The 16,729-nt window shown below is 62.1% G+C and carries 13 protein-coding genes; 4 read left to right on the top strand and 9 right to left on the bottom strand.

Annotated features, from left to right (window positions below; genetic code table 11):
• Positions 1-199: 199 nt before the first annotated feature.
• From OR601_RS06625 to OR601_RS06645, 5 genes are read right to left on the bottom strand one after another with little or no spacing between them, the layout of a single operon-like run.
• Positions 200-1,102: a TatD family hydrolase gene (locus tag OR601_RS06625; RefSeq protein WP_265591446.1), complete on the bottom strand. Its 903-nt coding sequence runs from the start codon at positions 1,100-1,102 to the stop codon at positions 200-202.
• Entirely contained in the window at positions 1,099-1,965 is an 867-nt protein-coding gene (locus OR601_RS06630; protein ID WP_136012108.1) for a tRNA threonylcarbamoyladenosine dehydratase, read from the bottom strand. The genes OR601_RS06625 and OR601_RS06630 overlap by 4 nt, the downstream gene beginning before the upstream one ends.
• A complete protein-coding gene (locus OR601_RS06635; protein WP_265591447.1) occupies positions 1,962-3,317 on the bottom strand; it encodes a threonine/serine exporter family protein in 1,356 nt (451 codons plus the stop codon). Before OR601_RS06635 ends, OR601_RS06630 begins: the two co-directional genes overlap by 4 nt.
• Before the next feature lie 56 nt (positions 3,318-3,373).
• Positions 3,374-5,758: a heavy metal translocating P-type ATPase gene (locus tag OR601_RS06640; RefSeq protein WP_265591448.1), complete on the bottom strand. Its 2,385-nt coding sequence runs from the start codon at positions 5,756-5,758 to the stop codon at positions 3,374-3,376.
• A gap of 3 nt (positions 5,759-5,761) precedes the next feature.
• Positions 5,762-6,130, bottom strand: a complete 369-nt coding sequence (locus OR601_RS06645) for an ArsR/SmtB family transcription factor (RefSeq protein ID WP_136012105.1) — start codon at positions 6,128-6,130, stop codon at positions 5,762-5,764.
• Between the two features lie 209 nt (positions 6,131-6,339).
• Here OR601_RS06645 and OR601_RS06650 point away from each other — a divergent pair, with 209 nt between their 5' ends.
• Both OR601_RS06650 and OR601_RS06655 read left to right on the top strand, forming a co-directional pair.
• Positions 6,340-8,760 carry a tetratricopeptide repeat protein gene (locus tag OR601_RS06650; RefSeq protein ID WP_265591449.1) on the top strand — a complete coding sequence of 807 codons (2,421 nt, stop codon included), beginning with the start codon at positions 6,340-6,342 and terminating at the stop codon, positions 8,758-8,760.
• Between the two features lie 188 nt (positions 8,761-8,948).
• Complete coding sequence (locus OR601_RS06655) at positions 8,949-11,153, top strand: tetratricopeptide repeat protein (RefSeq protein ID WP_265591450.1); 2,205 nt, start codon at positions 8,949-8,951, stop codon at positions 11,151-11,153.
• Between the two features lie 180 nt (positions 11,154-11,333).
• Here the strand turns inward: OR601_RS06655 and OR601_RS06660 are convergent, their stop codons facing one another.
• Positions 11,334-12,743 carry a Sapep family Mn(2+)-dependent dipeptidase gene (locus tag OR601_RS06660; protein ID WP_265591451.1) on the bottom strand — a complete coding sequence of 470 codons (1,410 nt, stop codon included), beginning with the start codon at positions 12,741-12,743 and terminating at the stop codon, positions 11,334-11,336.
• 155 nt (positions 12,744-12,898) lie between these two features.
• Between OR601_RS06660 and OR601_RS06665 the strand changes: the two genes are divergently transcribed.
• Both OR601_RS06665 and OR601_RS06670 read left to right on the top strand, forming a co-directional pair.
• Positions 12,899-13,660, top strand: coding sequence for an HAD family hydrolase (locus tag OR601_RS06665; RefSeq protein WP_265591452.1), 762 nt, complete (start codon positions 12,899-12,901; stop codon positions 13,658-13,660).
• An 81-nt stretch (positions 13,661-13,741) separates the two neighbouring features.
• Entirely contained in the window at positions 13,742-14,104 is a 363-nt protein-coding gene (locus OR601_RS06670; protein WP_265591453.1) for a fluoride efflux transporter FluC, read from the top strand.
• Here OR601_RS06670 and OR601_RS06675 read toward each other — a convergent pair.
• The 3 genes from OR601_RS06675 to OR601_RS06685 all read right to left on the bottom strand — a co-directional run bounded on the left by OR601_RS06675 (position 14,027) and on the right by OR601_RS06685 (position 16,514).
• Positions 14,027-14,839: a lysophospholipid acyltransferase family protein gene (locus OR601_RS06675; RefSeq protein WP_265591454.1), complete on the bottom strand. Its 813-nt coding sequence runs from the start codon at positions 14,837-14,839 to the stop codon at positions 14,027-14,029. The two genes, OR601_RS06670 and OR601_RS06675, sit on opposite strands and share 78 nt — an antisense overlap.
• Positions 14,840-14,843: 4 nt before the next feature.
• On the bottom strand, positions 14,844-16,118 hold the full coding sequence (locus OR601_RS06680) for a glycosyltransferase (RefSeq protein ID WP_265591455.1): 1,275 nt from the start codon (positions 16,116-16,118) through the stop codon (positions 14,844-14,846).
• A gap of 192 nt (positions 16,119-16,310) precedes the next feature.
• Positions 16,311-16,514, bottom strand: a complete 204-nt coding sequence (locus tag OR601_RS06685) for a cold-shock protein (protein WP_136012097.1) — start codon at positions 16,512-16,514, stop codon at positions 16,311-16,313.
• Between the last annotated feature and the right edge of the window lie 215 nt (positions 16,515-16,729).

A 16,729-nucleotide genomic window follows, 5' to 3' on the forward strand; every position in this document is an offset into this window, starting at 1 on the left:
CTAGCCCGAAAAACAACGCGTAACATGAGTTTCTCGTTATTACCACCCTCGACTGCACTGGGGTTTTATAAAACCCCAGTGCACCTAACTCCACTAATAACGAGTCCCTATGCCCTGCTCGCGCGGAAAGCGCGCGAGCAAGACGGACGAACACACATGCACAAGCGCCTCCGCCAACCCCCATGGGAATCGCCAAGCCTTACAACCCCTTGAGCTCTGCAATGGCGTGCCGCGTCTCTTCCAGCAACGCCGCATGGGCAGCCGCATCGCCTGGAGTGCCAGGGCACTCTGGCAAGTCGCTCTCCAGCAGCAGCTGCGCTGCGGGAATCTGGCGAGCGTACTCCCTGCCTCGACGGCTCTTGAGCATGAAAGGCCCCACCGAGAAAAAGCACCCTGCCTCCCGGGCCCTCGCCAGCTCTTTGGAAGTGCCGCTAAACCAGTGGAAGATGCAGGTGCAGTCGGCCAGGCGGCCGCTGGCCTCCAGCACATCGAGCACCGCAGATGCCGAGTGCACGCTGTGGATCGACATCACCGAGCCCGGCTGCACCGCCTCGCACACCCGGGCAAAAGCCGCCCGCTGCCGCTCCGCGCTCTCCCGGTGCGCCTTGCCAAAGTCCAGCCCCACCTCGCCAATAAAGCGCGTCTCTTGCGCCAGCTGGCAAAAGGCATCCAGCTTGCGCAGCAAGACCAGCTTCTCCCCCATATACCAGGGATGCAGCCCCAGGGCCGGATGCACCCGCTCGACGCCGGCCACCAGCGGCGTCAGCATCTCATAGCCGCAAGGCTCCACCGTGCAGCCCAAGCAGCCCGCACCGCGCGCACTCAACCCCCGGGCGAATGCCCCAGGATCGCCATACCAATCCAGATGCAGGTGCATGTCCACAAGAGGCGCGGCGTTATGCAAAGAAGCATCTTGGCTGCCTTGCCGAGAAACCCCCGCCTCGGCAGCTGCTCCATATTGCTGAGACGCGCCCTTCTCGGCAGCAGGGGCGCAAAAGGGGCGCGCGGCCAGCGCAAAGACGCGGGCCGGCGAGGCAGGCACAGAGGGCGATGCGGGCGAGGCATAGCTGGGTTTTGTGAGACGGGCGGCTCGCATATTCATGAGTCGATCCCGGTGAGCTGGCGGATGATGGCACCCGCCATGGTCATCCCCATGATCGGCGGCACGAATGAGCTGGTGCCCAGGTTGGTACGCTCTTTGCGGGTGGCGCCGGGAGCCATGGGCACTGGGACGGGCTGTTCGGGGGTGTAGACCATCTGCAGGCGCCGAATGCCCCGTTTGCGACACTCTTTGCGCAGGATGCGGCAGATGGGGTCATTCACGGTGCGGGTGATGTCTGCCACCTGGACCAACTCGGGGCAGACCTTGTTGGCGCCCCCGGCCGAGCTTATGAGAGCGAAGCCTCGGTCTTGGGCGGCCTGGGCCAAGGCCAACTTGGTGGCGATGGAGTCGATGCAGTCGGCCACGTAGTCGACGGGTCCTATCTCGTCCAAAAGGGCCGGGACGTCTTCTGAGAGCACAAATCGGTCATAGAGTTGCAGCTGGAGGGCAGGGTCTATGCGCCGCACCAGCTGAGCTGCAGCCGCCACCTTGCGCTGGCCCACCGTGTCGCGAAAGGCGATGGCCTGGCGGTTGATATTGGAGAGCGCCACTTGGTCGCCGTCTACCAGCACCAGAGCGCCCACGCCGCCGCGGGCCAGAGCCTCCATGCACCAAGAACCCACACCGCCTAGGCCAAAGACCGCCACTCGACTTGCAGCCAGGCGCCCGAGGGCCTCAGGGCCAAAAAGGCGGTAGAGACGTTGCTTGGGGTCATCCTCGCCGGGCAGGCCGGGCGCTGTCGCGGCATCGGCGCTGCCGGTTGCGTACAACCGGTCATCCGACCCAAAAGCGTCAGCCGGCACAGGCGCACGCTTCTCGGCAGCCTGAGGCTGGGAGTCAAGATGCGTGTAGGGATGGGTCATGAGCTGCACCTCCAGCGCTCGTCGGTCAAGACGCGGGCAGCCAAAAGGCCAATGGGCAAAAAGACTACGATGATGGCGGCGCGGATAAGCCAGTCGATGGCGTCGGTGGCTTGGGCCACGCCCATGTAGTAGACCGCGCGATACATGTAGAGCCCGGGAACCATGATGACGATGGAAGGCACGGTGATGGCGGTGCGAGGAATGGCATGCCGCTTGTTGCAGACGGCTGCCAAAAGCCCGGCCACAAAGGCGCCGATAAATGCCGCCGCCTCGGGCGGCCATGCGCCAAAGCTGGTGAGCGAGAGGCGCGTCGTGTTGGCCAGCGCGCCTATGCAGGCTGCAGTGAAGCACATTTGGGGGGTGGAATTGAACATGACCGAGAAGCCATAGACTCCCAAAAAGGAAAAGACCAGCCGCAGGAGCGTAAGGGCGAGAGGGCCTAAGCCCTGAGGCTGGAAGTCGGCTGGGGAAAGCTGTACCGCCATGGCCACCAAAAGCCCCATGGCCGTTCCGGTGAGGATGATGGAGAGCGCGTAGGCCAGCCGCTCGATGCCGCTTCGCATCTCGAACTGGAAGAGGTCGAAGCCCGAGGTGATGAGGGGGAATCCTGGAATCACGAAGAGTAGTGCGCCAATATAGCCTTCCTCATGGGAGAAGGCGTCAGGAAGCCCCAGGCTCAACGCCAAAAGCCAGAGGAAATAGATGATGCAGGAGACCGCCACTGCAGCCGCCACGCAGACAAACTGGTTGACATGGCGCTCACCCAAGCGCTTGCGCACGTACTGGCCAAAGCCGGCGCCCAGAGCCGCGCCGCCCATCTGAATAAGGTCGCCGCCCAGCAAGAAGACGAAGGAGCCGCAGGCGATGCCTGAGGCAAGGCCGCTCTGCCAGGTAGTGCGCGCCGGGGGCCTGGACTCGATGACGTCCAACAGGTCATGGAAGGCGCCGATGGCAAGCTCGGGGCCCAAGGCCTCCACCTCATGGATATAGTGCTCAAGATAGAGCACGCGCTCGGTGTTGACGCCAGCCTGCGCATTGGCCACCACCTCGGTGATGGACTGATCCCCCTGTATGCAGGTAGCCTCGATGTTTACCAGGGAGATATCCGCATGGACAGTGACCCCCAGCACATGGGCCACCCGGTTCATGAAGTCGCGCACCCGCCAGGCCGAGTCCCCCGAAGAGAGGGTCAGCTGACCGGTGCGCAATATCACAGAGACCTTGTCATCCAACGTCGCCTCAGGGGCAAGGGCGTCGGGATTGGTGAGGTATTCATGCCAGGCCACGCCCATGTGGTGAGGACGCTTGGCATCCAAATAAGAGGTAAGCGGGGCGGCAGCGGTGCGCTTCAACAGAGCTCTCCTTGCCTTAGGGTGACAGACAGCTCCTTAAGAGTAGCCCTCGAAGCCTAGAAGCGGGTGTCCCAGGCGCACATAAGACGCATTCCGTTAAGAACCACCAAAAGCGCCACGCCGGTGTCGGCAAAGATGGCAGCCCCCATGCCCGCCAAGCCCATCACTGCGAGCACCAGCACCGTCGCCTTCACCGCGATAGCAAAGAAGATGTTCTCGCGCACCACCGCCATGGTGCGCCTAGACAGCCTAAAGAACGCAGGTAGCTGGGAGAGATCCCCTGCCATAAGGGCCACATCTGCCACCTCCAGCGCCGTGTCAGAGGCAGCGGCGCCCATGGTGATGCCCAGGTTGGCGCTGGCCAGCGCCGGGGCGTCGTTGATACCGTCACCCACCATGGCCACCACGTGGTCCTGAGCCTGCAGCCCCTTGATGGCCTGAACCTTGTCGGCGGGCAGCAGCTCGGCGGCCACCTGAACCTCGCCCAGACCCTTAGCCACCACCTGGGCCACTTGAGCGCTGTCGCCGGTGAGCATCACCTGGGTGCGAATGCCATCATGGGCCAGCGCCTGAAGCGCAGCCGGAGTGGTGGAGCGCACCGAGTCTGCCAGGCCAATGACGCCCAGAAGCTCCTGGGGAGACCTCACTACCAGCGCCGTAGCGCCCTGAGCAGCTGCAGCCTTGACGGCAGCCTGCGCCTCGTCGCTCAGCGCCCCCTGCTCGGCGGCGAAAGCCGGTTTGCCAACGGAGAGTTCCAAGCCCTCTACCTGCCCCGTCATGCCGTTGCCGGCCTTCTCGGCCACCTGGGCGGCCACCAGCGTGGGCGCACCCTCGTCTTTGGCGGCCTTCACCACAGCTTGAGCCAAGGGATGGGTGGAGTTGGCCTCCAGCGCCGCTGCCAAGGCCAGCAGACGCTGGCGCGACACCCTCTCGCTCAGCACCGCCACCGACACCAGTGCAGGCTCGCCCTGAGTCAGCGTGCCGGTCTTGTCAAAGGCGATGGCGTCCACCTTGGATCCAATGTCAAAGTAGGCGCCGCCCTTGACCAGCACACCCAAATGGGCAGCGCGGCTGATGGCCGACACAAAAGACACCGGCGTAGAGATCACCAGCGCGCAGGGGCAGGCGATCACCAGCAGGGTAAGGGCGCGCCAGATCCAGGCAGACCAGTCGGGCATAGGCATGCCGAGAAGAGCAGCCACCACGCTAAGGCACACAGGGACCCCTAGGCCCACCGCGCAGGCGATGGCCACCACTGCCGGGGTGTAGACGGCAGCAAAGCGATCTACGAAGGCCTCATAGGGGGCCTTCTCGGCCTGGGCGCCCTGGACCTGGGAGATGATGCGGGCCAGCGTGCCGCAGTCGGCGTCGGAGGTGACGCGCACATCCACCGCAGCGATGGTGTTGAGGGTGCCTCCAAAGACCTCTGCCCCCTCGCCTTTGTCCTGAGGCACAGACTCGCCGGTCACCGGCGCTTCATCAAAGCTGGAAGCGCCCGCAATGACGGTGCCGTCCAGGGGAACGCGCTCGCCGGGAAGCACTCGGACGACCTCGCCCTCCTCGACCTGATCAAGCTCCACATCCTTGGTGGTGCCGTCGGGACGCACCACATGGGCGATATCGGGCGCCAGCTGCGCCAGCGACTCCACCGAGCCACGGGTCTTGCGCATGGACCAGCCTTCGAGCCACTCGCCGATCTGGTCCAAGAAGATGACCACGGCGCCGTCTCTAAAGACATCCAGGTCTAGGTTGCCGTAAGCCCACTGGACAAAGCCCATGACGAGGGCCCCGGCCACTGCGATGCCCATGAGCAGGTTCATATCTGCGGTGTGGCGGCGCAGGCTGGCGACGGCCATGGGCCCTACAAAAGCCAGGCCCGCCAGAGCGGCCGCCAAATAGCAGCCAAGAGCGGCCAGCGAGGCAGCAAAGCCATACTCGGCAACAAGACCGCCCAGAATGCCAGCGCCAGAGGCTGCCATCAATGCCAGCTCGCGATGGGTCTCAAACCAGGAGCGCTCGGCATCCAGGCGGTCTGCCTGAGCTTGGGTAAGCTCCAAGTCTTCTCCGCAGGAGCGCACGCAGGAGAGCACGGCGCGCTCCACATCCACTGGAAGGGCGGCAGGATCGGCCACCACTGCCAGGGTGGCTGTGGCGTAGTTCACACTGGCGTCTTTGACCCCAGGGGTCACCCTCACGGCGTTTTCCACCGCTTTGGCACAGCTAGGGCAGTCCATATCCAGCACTTTGAAGATGAAGGTGGGCTCTTCTTGAAGCTCGCGAGCGGGCGCTGCCTGATGGTGGTGATGGTGGCCTCCGTGCTCGCCTGCGCATGACCCGTCCGAGCAATGCCGTTCTTCGTGAGCCTCTAGATCGCAGGCCTTAGCAGCTTCGCACGCCTGAGCCTCCAGCTCGCTGGGCTGGGAAGATGTGTTCACACTCATAACCTACGCTCCGATCTTCATCTCATTGGCGTGCTCCAAGCCCACAGCGATGAGCATGGCCACATGGTCGTCTGCCAGCGCGTAGATGGATCGTTGGCCCTCGCGGCGCTGAGTCACCAGTCCTCGATCCCGCAGAAGGCGCAGCTGATGAGAGATGGCCGATTGAGACACCGAGCAAATCTCCTGCAGCTCCCCCACTGACCGCTCCCCCACCATGAGCGCCGACAAGATTTGGAAGCGCGTGTAGTCAGAGAGGGCGTCGAAGATTTGAGTGGCGGTATAGACCACCTCTTCATCGCCCAGAAGATCCGAAAGCTCCAGGGGCTGCGCCAAAGGAGTCGGCGGGGTGAGGGGGAGTTGAGAATCGCTCATAGGGTCTCCTCGAGAACAATGGGCACGAGCAGCCAGGCTGCCGGGCAGCTAGTTTTGTGAGCATATGTGCATCTGCTCATATGCTCACAGATAATCTAGTCCTTGCCCTCTCTCAATGCAAGGAAAACTTGGCACAACCCGCAAAAAGGCGGCTCAGCGGCACTTCTCCTATACTGAGAAGCGCCACGCTGACCTGAAGGGAGGGAGCCATGAAGCCGCACGTTCCCGCATCTCACGCATTGAACGACTTCAAAAGCCGCCTGTGCGCCTTTGGAGCCTTCCTGTGTCTTATGGGTTTTGTGGGCTGTGCCAATGCCTCGACCCCTTCTCATGGGGCTGTCGCCCCTCTGGCCTTTTGGTCTCTGGCCATCCTTGGCATCCTCTTGGGCGGCGCGGCGCTCTTCTATAGGGCGCGGCTCTCTGGCCAACCTGTCCCCAACGCATCATCAGGTGGCGCCCAGGCGCTTGACCCCCTGGCGCTGCACAGGGTCCAAGAGCTTCTGGAAGGGGCGCCCGCACTCCAAGAGGACTCCTTCGACCTCACCTCTTTCTTCCAGCAGCTGCTACAAGCCGCAGAGCCCCTGACCTTTTTGAAAGATGCCCTGGGAGACATCCGCACCCGCGAGGCTAAGGCAGACGGTCTCTTTGAAAATCCCGAGCACGCCAGCGCCCCCAGCGCCTACGAGCGTTTCTTGGCTCAAGAGCTGGAGGATGCCAAGCTGCTCGAGGCGGCTTCACAGCCCATACCCCTGCGCTTCGTGGCCCAGCCTACCCGGCATCTGGTGGGCTACCGCATAGACCTGGCCGCCTACCCCTTCAGCTATGAGGTGGCGGCCCAACGCCTCACCGCCGCCCTCAACCGGCTGCTCATGGCGCATCACCATTGCAAAAACAGCCCCTCCCCTACCTTGGAGCAGCTCTTGCAGGCCGCCACTTACCTGGAAGCCATGCCCCAGCGACAGTTGCGCGCCCTCGTCGACCCGGCAGCCCAAGAAGGCGCCTACCGCGAGTGGGACGCCCGCCATGCCATCGCTTGGGGCTTGGAGCGCCTGTGCACCCCCTATCCCTTCGAGGCCCAATTTCGCCTGAACCTCCAGGCAGGCCTCGCCGCCTTTGCCATTCCTGCCACAGATCCCGAGGTCATGGCCTCGCGCCGTTGGTCGTTCGATCTTGACCGCCAGGTGAGCGCCACTGCCTCCATGCGCACCCAAGCCTCCTTGGACCTTTGCTGCAAAGAAGCGCTCACCTGCGCCTCGCTGGCCTTCGCCCTCTGCCCTCAGCTTTCCTTTGTGTGGGTGCAGGGCTATGTAGACAACCCTCAGGGCCACTCCTGCCTCCTGTGGGCCAAGCTCTCCCGCAGGCAGATGAAAGAAGCTCATTTAAGCTCCTCTCAAGACGGCATCGACTTCTTTTGCCGCCTAGGGGGCACCGTGGGTTGGGACGGCGCCCAATGCACGCCAGTAGATGCCGGCTTCTCTTTGGAGGACCCTCAGCTCTCCCCCGCCTGGCGCACCCAGCGCCCTGAGTATTCCTGCCGAGAAATACCTGCCAGCTATCAAGGGCCTCTCAAGGCCCAGGAAGTGGCGGAGCTAAGCATCGATGAAAGCCAGCTGCGCTCCTCGCTGATGGAGCGGATCCTGCCCAGCTTGGGGCCTCGCTGCCAAGATGCCGTCTCCCAAGTGCTGGCGCTTGGCGGCCAACATCCCGAGCCCACGGTGGCCCAGGCGCGCACCCGCGTGGCCCAACACCTGGTAGAGGGCGAGCTCGACGTGACCAACGGCTGGGAGGTGCTGGCAGACTTTACCAGCCCGGACCCCGTGGAGCAGATGCTGGGGCACGCCATGGGCTCGCTGCAGCAGGAAGGGATCCCGGCTTTGGTGGCACGCCTTTCTCGGCAGCTCAAAGAACACCAGGCATCTTTAGAGGCTGCGGTGGACGACGGGCGTCCCTGGCGCTGTTTCGCCAACTACGCCGAGCGCAGCCTTTACAACCAGTTTTATGGCGACTTGGAGCCTGCGCCCCATTTGGCGCCGCTCTCCCATCTCCGGGGGCAGCTGGCCTTGAGCCTGCTGGAGAGCCAGCAGGGCCGCCACGACCAGGCGCTGCTGTGGGCGCTCGACGCCAGGGACCTCGCCCCGCTCTACCCGCCAGCCCAGCTGCAAGTGGCCAGGGCCTATCTGGAACTGGGCGACGGCGCCATGGCAGCCCAAACGCTCACAGACCTTCTGGCTTCCACTTATGACCCGGGGGCGGCCGCCCAGGCCTATCATCTGTTGAACTCGGCGGCTATGGCTCTGGAAGACACCGAACTGGCGGTGGCCTGCCTGGCCATGGCCACCACCTATCCCACGCCGGTGGCGGCGCTCTCGGCCGTCTTTCTCTCAGGGCTTGTCGCCTCCCTCGACGATCCTGACGAGGCCGGGCGCATGATCCTGGAGACGCCGCGCATTTTAGAATCCCATCAAATACCTAAAGCGCCCACCCAAAAAGTTTTGGACGCCCTGCGTAAGGGAGCCCAGGCAGCCACCAATGCAGAGATCTTCTCGGTAGCCACCGACCTCACCGCGCTCTTAGCCCAGCTAGAAAGCGACCAAGTTATGCTTTCAATCTCTAAATCTATGGCCCTTTAAGAAGGCTCGGGGTCTTTTAGAGCATCACTATTTCATCTTCTATGCACCCTTTTGCATAATTTTGTGATATGCAGGGAAAAAAGCTGGACAAAAGCCACACAAGGAATTGGCATAGCTCAAAGCATCCTTAACGAAATTGAGGAAAATTAGGGGAATAGTAGAGATACCAGCCACGAAAGGGTGCGCACATGGTATCGATGCCCGTAAATTCCCACGACGCCCGAGAGGACGCCGGTTCCCTGCGCGCTACGTCGCCCAGCCTCTTCAACGCTGAGCGCGCGGCTCTGCGTCTGGTGGCAGACATCTATCCCATTGAGTCCCTCAAGGCCCAGGTTCACAGCCTTTGCGCCAGCGCCGCCCAAGATCCAGTGGCCCACTTCTTTTGCGAGTCCCTTAAAGACGCCGGGCTCTATGATCTGCCTGACGACGCTCCTGTATGGGCTTCTTGGAACCGCATCTCCCACTTGCCTTGCTTAGACATCCAAGGGCGGGTCACTCCCGCCACCGTCAAGGGGGTGCGCAGGGTAGAGACCGCGCTCATCCGCAGCGTCTGGGCTTTTCGCGTGGCGATGTTCCAGGGCGTCTCTGACCCCGCGTTCTTCTATGAGGTGGCCACTCAGATGGACTGCCATCTGGCAAGCACCCTGGCGCCGGATCTGCATCCTGCCAGGATCCCTCAAAGCGAGTGGCAGTGCCGCTCCTCTGTGGCACAGATGCTCACCTCGCTGCCCATCTCTTTTCGCACAGACCCAGACTTTCGCCTCAATCGCGCCCAAGGCCTCATGGCCTTCTCCTTCACTGCCCCAGACCCAGAGCTTGTTCCCCGACGCCTTACCCCCACCGGCGAGGTGGCCACGTTTCCCGAGCGCGCCAGCTACGCCGCCCAGGTGAGCTGCAGTCTGGCACTGGCGCTCTGCGCCTTGGGATTCTCGATATCCTCCGACATCTCCCAGGTGTGGGTGGAAGCCAGAAACCCTGCCGACCCCGCATGCCCCTGCCTGCTCTCAGCAAAGATAGACAGGGCCGCATTTGATGCCGTCGATTTGGACAACTGCGATGCCCGCGAGGTCCTCGCGGGCTGGAATGCCGTCCATTTGGCTGCCGATAAGAGCCTGGCCCCCATTGCCGCCACCTTCTCCTTAGCCCATCCGGCCCTGAGTCCCAAAGATTGTCAGCGGGCTCCCCTACAAGCATCATCGCCCCTAGAAGGCTCACAAGCCCAAGGGCTCGGCACTTCCTGTGAAGCGGACCTTGCTTGTTCCAGCGACCCCGCTCGCGAGCTTGAGGCAGAGACTCTGTGCAGGCAGCTCACCGGCTCCTGCGCCCACGACGTCCATGTGATCCTTGCGGCTATCCACAAAAGCTCTGACGATCTGTTTTGCCAGGCAGGCGAGCATGTGGTGCAGTCCCTGATCGACGGCACGCTCGATGGCGACGATCCTGATGCCCTGATGGAAGCCTTCATGGGCGTCGACACCATCGCCCCGCTCCTCAGAGAGGCCCACCGCCTGCTCTGCACCCCTGACGCCAGCCCCAACCGCCTCAAGCAGCTCAAAGACGCCATCTATGGGCAGCTGCTGGCCCGGGGCGACCTCAATCAGCCAGATACTGCCAATGAGTGCTATCGCTGGTTTAGCACCTACGCAGAGCGCCAGCTCTACAACTGCCTCATCTCAGACGAACGCCAGGTGCACCTGGTCTCCAACCTCTCCTTCCAAGCATTGAGCATCCTCACCCGCCTGGCTATCCGCCTTAAAGACTTCGATCAGGCGCTTGCTTGGGGTCTGCGCGCCGTAGGCATCGCCCCTCTCTATGCCACTGCGTCGCTGCGTCTGGCTCGCATCTTGAGGATGACCGGCGATCAAAAGGCCGCCAAGACTACCCTGTGCTCTGCGCTCCTCTGGGCCCATGACCCCGAGGCCATCGGCGCCCTCTACTTGAGCCTTGGCTCGCTTTTGGCAGACATTGGCGCCACACAGCAGGCGCGAGCAGCCCTCAAAAAGGCTGCCCATCTGGGAGTCACCGTATCCGGCGAAGCACAGGTGCGCTTGTCCAACCTGGAAAAACTCCCTGCCCATGTACCCCATGCACAAAGTGTCGGGGACTACCCAGCGGCTGCCGTTGCCCAAGGCACGTCCTTCTCGGCGTCCGGGGACGCTGCTGCGCCAGACCCTAGGGATGGCTCAGATGCCCCCAGCCTCGCCGACGAGGAGATCTTGGAGTCCGCGGGCATTCCTCTCGCCCCTACACCCCAGGTAGACGCCGCCGTTGCCCATGGCGCAGAGGCTGCGGTGGACGCCGGCCTCTTTTGTGTGGGCCGCGACCTGGCAGGCCTTTTGGGCCTTATGCGCCAAGATCGCACCATGGTCTCCATGGTGAAGTCGCTGGTGTAGCGAGCCTGGGTGCGGCTCGAAGGACACGCGTGCCGCCGCTCCCGTTGGCACTCCGTCTCGCACGCTTTTGGACAGCAAAAAACTGCAGGAGCTTGTCCTAAGAGGCAAGCTCCTGCAGCTCTGGCGGTCACTTGGCGCCTTTAGACGCACGACATAAGCCTTAGCCCAAGGGTTAAGCGATTAGTCCAGATCCAGGTTCATGAGGCGTGCGATAGCATCGATGTAGATGGCCATGGAATCGCGGAGCAGCTGCTCGGACACGCCCTCATTGGCGCCGTGCATGGGCCCCACCCAGTCAGGGGTAGGCACGCCGCGCTCCTCGGGGCCAAAGGAGGCCGCGTTCTTGAATTCGCGGGCATAGGTGCCGCCGCCAATGGTGAAGGGCTTCTCGTTCTTTCCGGTGTGGTCGTTGTAGGTTTGAATGAGCGTCTGGATCTCAGGGCTCGAGGGGTCCACATAGAAGGGTGGGAGCATGAGGTCCACGGTGAGCTTGCAGCCGCAGCGCTCGCCCAAAGGACGCACGCGAGCCTCGATTTCCTCGCCAGTGATGGACTTGGGGAAGCGGGAATCGATGGTCTGCACGAAGCTGCCGTCTTGAGTGCGCACGGTGCCGCCAATGCAGGTGAGGGGCTCAAACACGTCGTCGGTAGCGGCGATGTCCAGCGTGGAGCCGTCTGTGGAGCCCATGATGAGGCGCTCCAGCTCCATAAAAGGCGCCTGGTCGGGGCTGTAAAGGCCGTTGTCCCAAAGATAGTCGACGAGCATGCCGATGGCGTTGCGGGTGCCCTCGGGCAGCGAGGCATGACCGCCAATGCCGTGAGCCGTGAGTTTTACCAGGCCGTCACCAGCATCCTCGATATCGATGTTGTCTGCTGCGGGCAGATCCGCCACAGAGGCGCGGATCACTGCAGTGGCCAGCGCAGGGATGGCGTTGCCTGCCGTGCCGCCGTCCAGCTCGACGATGGTGCCACCGGCCACAGGCTCAGAAGTGAAGGTGGCGGAGAAGCCCCCCTTCTCGCCGCAGCATACGGGGAACTCGGCATCGGGGGTGAACAGGAAGGCCGGCTGCTCAAAGTGCTCGTTGTAGTAGTCGACGTCGCCTAGACAGGTCTCCTCGTTGGCGCCCACGATACAGCGGATGGTATAGGGCAGCTTTTGGCCGCGCTCTGCAAAGAAGTGGGCAGCCCAAAGGGCAAGCACCAGCGGTCCCTTATCATCCAACGTGCCGCGGCCCAGCAGGTAGCCGTCCTTTCTCACCATGGTGAAAGGATCGGTGTCCCAGCCCACGCCCACGGGCACAATGTCCACGTGGCCAATGACGGCCACTTGCTTTTGAGAGTCGCCCGGCAGATCGGCATAGCCAATGTAGCCGTCGCAATCGTGAGGCTCCATGCCCAGGCGCTCAGCGATGTTGAGCGTGGCGTCCAGAGCTGCCTTAGGACCAGGGCCCCAGGGGGCGCCAGGAGCCGCCGCATTCAGATCCTCTACCGAGTCTATGGACACCAGCGTCGCAATGTCTGCGAGCACCTCGGGCCATACGCGCTCGACATAGGCCTCAAGCTCTTCTTTGGTGACAGAGATCTTCTCCATACCAATCCTTCCATTTCAAAGATCGGCCCGCCTCTTCTCAGGGCACGCAGCCGATCACCACATATCCCTTCTACCATAGCCTTCCCACAGCTCCCTGAAGCTTTTGTATACTGCCTTCAGCATCTTCCCATCGGCAGAAGGCAATGTGCATAACGATGAATCTCACTCCCCGCTCCCAGGCTACCGCTCGCTCCGCTTCTCATAGGCTGGCTCCTTTGAGGCCCGCCGCTGCCGAGAAACCCCGCCCTCTGTCCCTGGACGGCCTGCGCCCCAGCTCCTTCGCCTTTGACGGCGCCATCTTTGACTTTGATGGGACCTTGGCCAATTCATGGAACGTATGGCACCAGGTCGACGACCTCTTCTTGGCCCAACACGGCTTTGAGCGCCCCGCTGACTTCTCCAAGCAGATGGCCGGACGAAGCTTTATTGAAGGGGCTCGCTGGGTGGTTGAGACCTTTCGCCTTAAGGAGACTCCCCAGGAGGTCTGCGACCAGTGGAACGCCCTGGGCCAAAGGCTCTACAAAACCCAAGTCTCCCTGCTTCCCGGCGCGCTAGACTACCTGCATGCCCTCAAAGCCGCCGGCGTGCCCATAGCCCTGGCTACCACCAACGATCCCGAGGTGCTCTCTTCGCTGGCGCACCTTATCGATTTCGAGAGCCTCTTCGATGCCCGCCTCTACGGCTGCGACGTCGCCCGAGACAAGCGCTTCCCCGACATCTACGAGGCTGCCGCCCGCAGGCTCAACATCTCTCCGGCGTCCACCGTAGTCTTCGAAGACATTCCCCAGGGCTTGCAGGTGGCCTCCTCTGCTGGCTTCACTGCCGTAGGCGTCCTCAACGAAGATCCCGAGCAGCACCAGTCTGAGGTGCGCCAGGCTGCCCACCTCACCCTCTCTCACTGGGACCAGCTCCTCTGACGCTTGTTGCCCCTGACCGAGAAACCCTTGCCTTGCGCTCCCCGTTTTTCGAGTCGCAGAACCCCGCAGAAAGAAGGAATTGTGCTTGTCAGTTGCATGGTGGTAGGAATTGGCGGCTTTGTAGGCTCTATCCTGCGCTACCTTTGCTCTTCGCTGGCTCCCTCCGCTCCCTTGGGCCTTCCCACGCTCCTCATCAACACAGCGGGCTCCTTTGCGCTTGCCGCCCTTACCACCTGGACGCTCAAAGGGGCGCTTGGCAACGAGCAACTCTCCCTCATTCTGCGCGTGGGCCTCTGCGGCGGCTTCACCACCTTCTCTACCTTCAGCGTCGAGGCTCTGCAGCTGCTAGAGGGAGACAAGCCCTACCTAGGCCTCATCTACCTGATACTTTCTTGCGTCTTGGGCCTGGGCGCCGCCTGTCTGGGGAGCGTCCTGGCCCGATAACGCCGATTCCATCGCAGTGCGCACCTGCTGCTCCAGCACCTCCACCGCCTCTTTGGAAAGCCGTCCGTGAGGCACCGCAACAGGTTCGCCAATGTGCACCTCGAAGGCCGGGCGCCCCAAAAGCCTGTTGATGCAAAAGCGCGTTTGCTGCTTTAACACCACCGGCACCAGCGGGGCTTTGGTCATGGCCGCCAGGCGAAAGGCTCCTGTTTTAAAAGGCAACAAGCCCGGATGATAGGGCTCCAAATCCCCTGAGGGGTAGATGGCCAGCAGGTCGCCCGCCCCTAGCACCTCTTGGGCGCGCCTGAACATCAACCGGGTCTCGCTCAGCGTCTCCCCAGTAAACACTGAGCCCAAGTGCGCCACCAACGGCCCATAGACGGGCGCCGTGCCATTTTCTGGCAATGTCAAAAAGTGCACCTGATGAGGCCACAGCGCGATGGCCACCATAGGGGCATCCAGCAGGCTTACATGATTGATGCAAAGGATGCATCCTTTGAGGAGGCTCTTATCGGCAACTTCCGAGGTAACCCTGAGCCCAAACCAAAGCTTGCAGTGGAGCCTTACTATGGGCAGCACCAGCCGATAAAAGCGACGGTCTGCGGCTGCGCGTTGAGAGGTAGGCTCTTGGTAGAGGGCCTTGGCGCGCCGCGCTTTGAGGGTCGCCGTCAACCTCTTTATGGGGTTAGGGCGCGAGAAGATGCCAAAAGGCCGGGCTTTGACAAGCGGACCCATAACCTTAGGAAACCTCCTCATGTGCTGGAGCCTCGCGTACAAAGGTATTGGGCACCACCATGCTGATGGGCGCCTTGCCGTAGGCCGACAAATCATCAAAGATCGCATGCTCCTCCATAGCAAGGAACTCTTGGATCACTTTTGGCAAGCGCAGACTATCCGCCTCTTTGAGATAGGCGGGGCGCCAGGCAGCCATGGCCTCGGGTTGGCTCAACCAACTGTCTATACGCGCTGCCAATGCCGAGGCATCTTTAGCGGGAAAGAGGCTCTGAGGGCATAGGGCAAACTCTGAGGGAGCGCTCAAGGGAGCCTCGCCGATAATAGGGATGCACCCTGCAGCCACTGCCTCGATCACTGATATGGCCTCGATATCTGCGACCGACGCATGGAGGTAGAGAGGGCAGCGATGCTCCAGCGCGATGAGGGCATCGTGGTCAAGAAAGACAAAGTGGCAGCGCACGCCCTCCTTTTGAGCCAGCGACTCCAGCCGTCTCCTTTCAGGACCCGCACCGCAGACATAAAGCTCCACCTGATCGCGGTAACGGGACCTCCCCACGGCCTCAATGATGGTGCGCTGGTTTTTCTCGGGAGCCAAACGGCCCACAGTCACAAGCGGAATGAGCCCTTCCGGCTTTTTAAACAGCAGCGATTGGCTTGCAGCGCCGGCGCCGTCGGCCACTTGGGCGATGGACTCGTAGGGGCCGTTGATCACGCTGTCAGGCAATGGCTGGAACTCTTGAGGCACGCCGTTGGAGATCACCGAGAGCCGAGCTTCATAGTGATGGTCTTTGAGCTGCCGGGCAATCATGCGGCTAGGGCAATGGATGTGGCGCACCTGACCGTACACCCAGCGGCGAAAGAGCCCAAAGATGCCATCGCACACCAAAGGCGCAGCTCCAATACCCGCGTTATAGGTCACGTTTTGGGGTTGGAGGTGGAAGGCCGCCGAGACAGGCACCTCATGGGAGCGCGCCCAAGCCAATGCCTGCTGCTCTAGGGCGAAAGGCAAGAAGAGATGCACGATGTCGGCATCCCAAAAGGCGCTGTCAAAGACCTCGTCATTGGGGGAGGCGAAGGTAAAGCCGTTATGCTTGGCGACGGCGGAGACCAGAGGTATCTTGTGCTCTGGCACAGGATAGGCATCTTGCCCGGATGCCTCGCAGCCTACCAGTCGCACTTCGTGGCCCGCCTGGCGAAGCGCCTGAGCATAGCGCAGCGAAGTCACACTCGTTCCGTTCGAATGGACGCCCAGAGAGTCCATTACGAAAGCAATGACCATGGTTGCACCTCGGCTTTCCTCACAAGTAAGTCCCTTTTTTACTTACTTGCCTATACCCATCTTGGGGAGAAAGCCGGACTCGCCCATCCACTGAAATGTAAGCATGGGGGCTTCGACACCCCGCCTGACCAGAAAAAAGGCCCGCCTCTCCATGAGATGCGGGCCTTGGGTGTCTATCAGGCGAGTGCCGGATTAGAGCTTGTGAACGTTGGAAGCCTGGAGCTTGCCGTTCTGACCGGTGGTGATGTCAAACTCGACGACCTGGCCCTCGTCGAGGGTCTTGAAGCCGTCCATCTGAATCTCGGAGTAGTGCACGAACAGATCGTCGCCGTCCTCACGAGAGATGAAACCGTAGCCCTTGTCCGGATTAAACCACTTAACAGTACCCTGAGCCATGACGTGCCTTTCTATCTGTCGCCTCCTGGAGGCGACGCTGGTGCGCGCTGGGTGGCGCGCTTGTACAACACTGGCCGAGAGCTCCTCTCAGCACAGCAAGAGCTAGTGTACCTGATTGGCTCGCCTCCTTGGCTACCAATCTGGCCACCAACGACGCCTTTGGAAAGAAAAACGGCTCTTTTGGCTCAGACACCTGCAGCTACACGGATACTGCA

Origin of the sequence: Leptogranulimonas caecicola, assembly GCF_023168405.1 — a bacterium.
In the GTDB taxonomy this organism is placed as follows: Bacteria; Actinomycetota; Coriobacteriia; order Coriobacteriales; family Atopobiaceae; genus Leptogranulimonas; species Leptogranulimonas caecicola.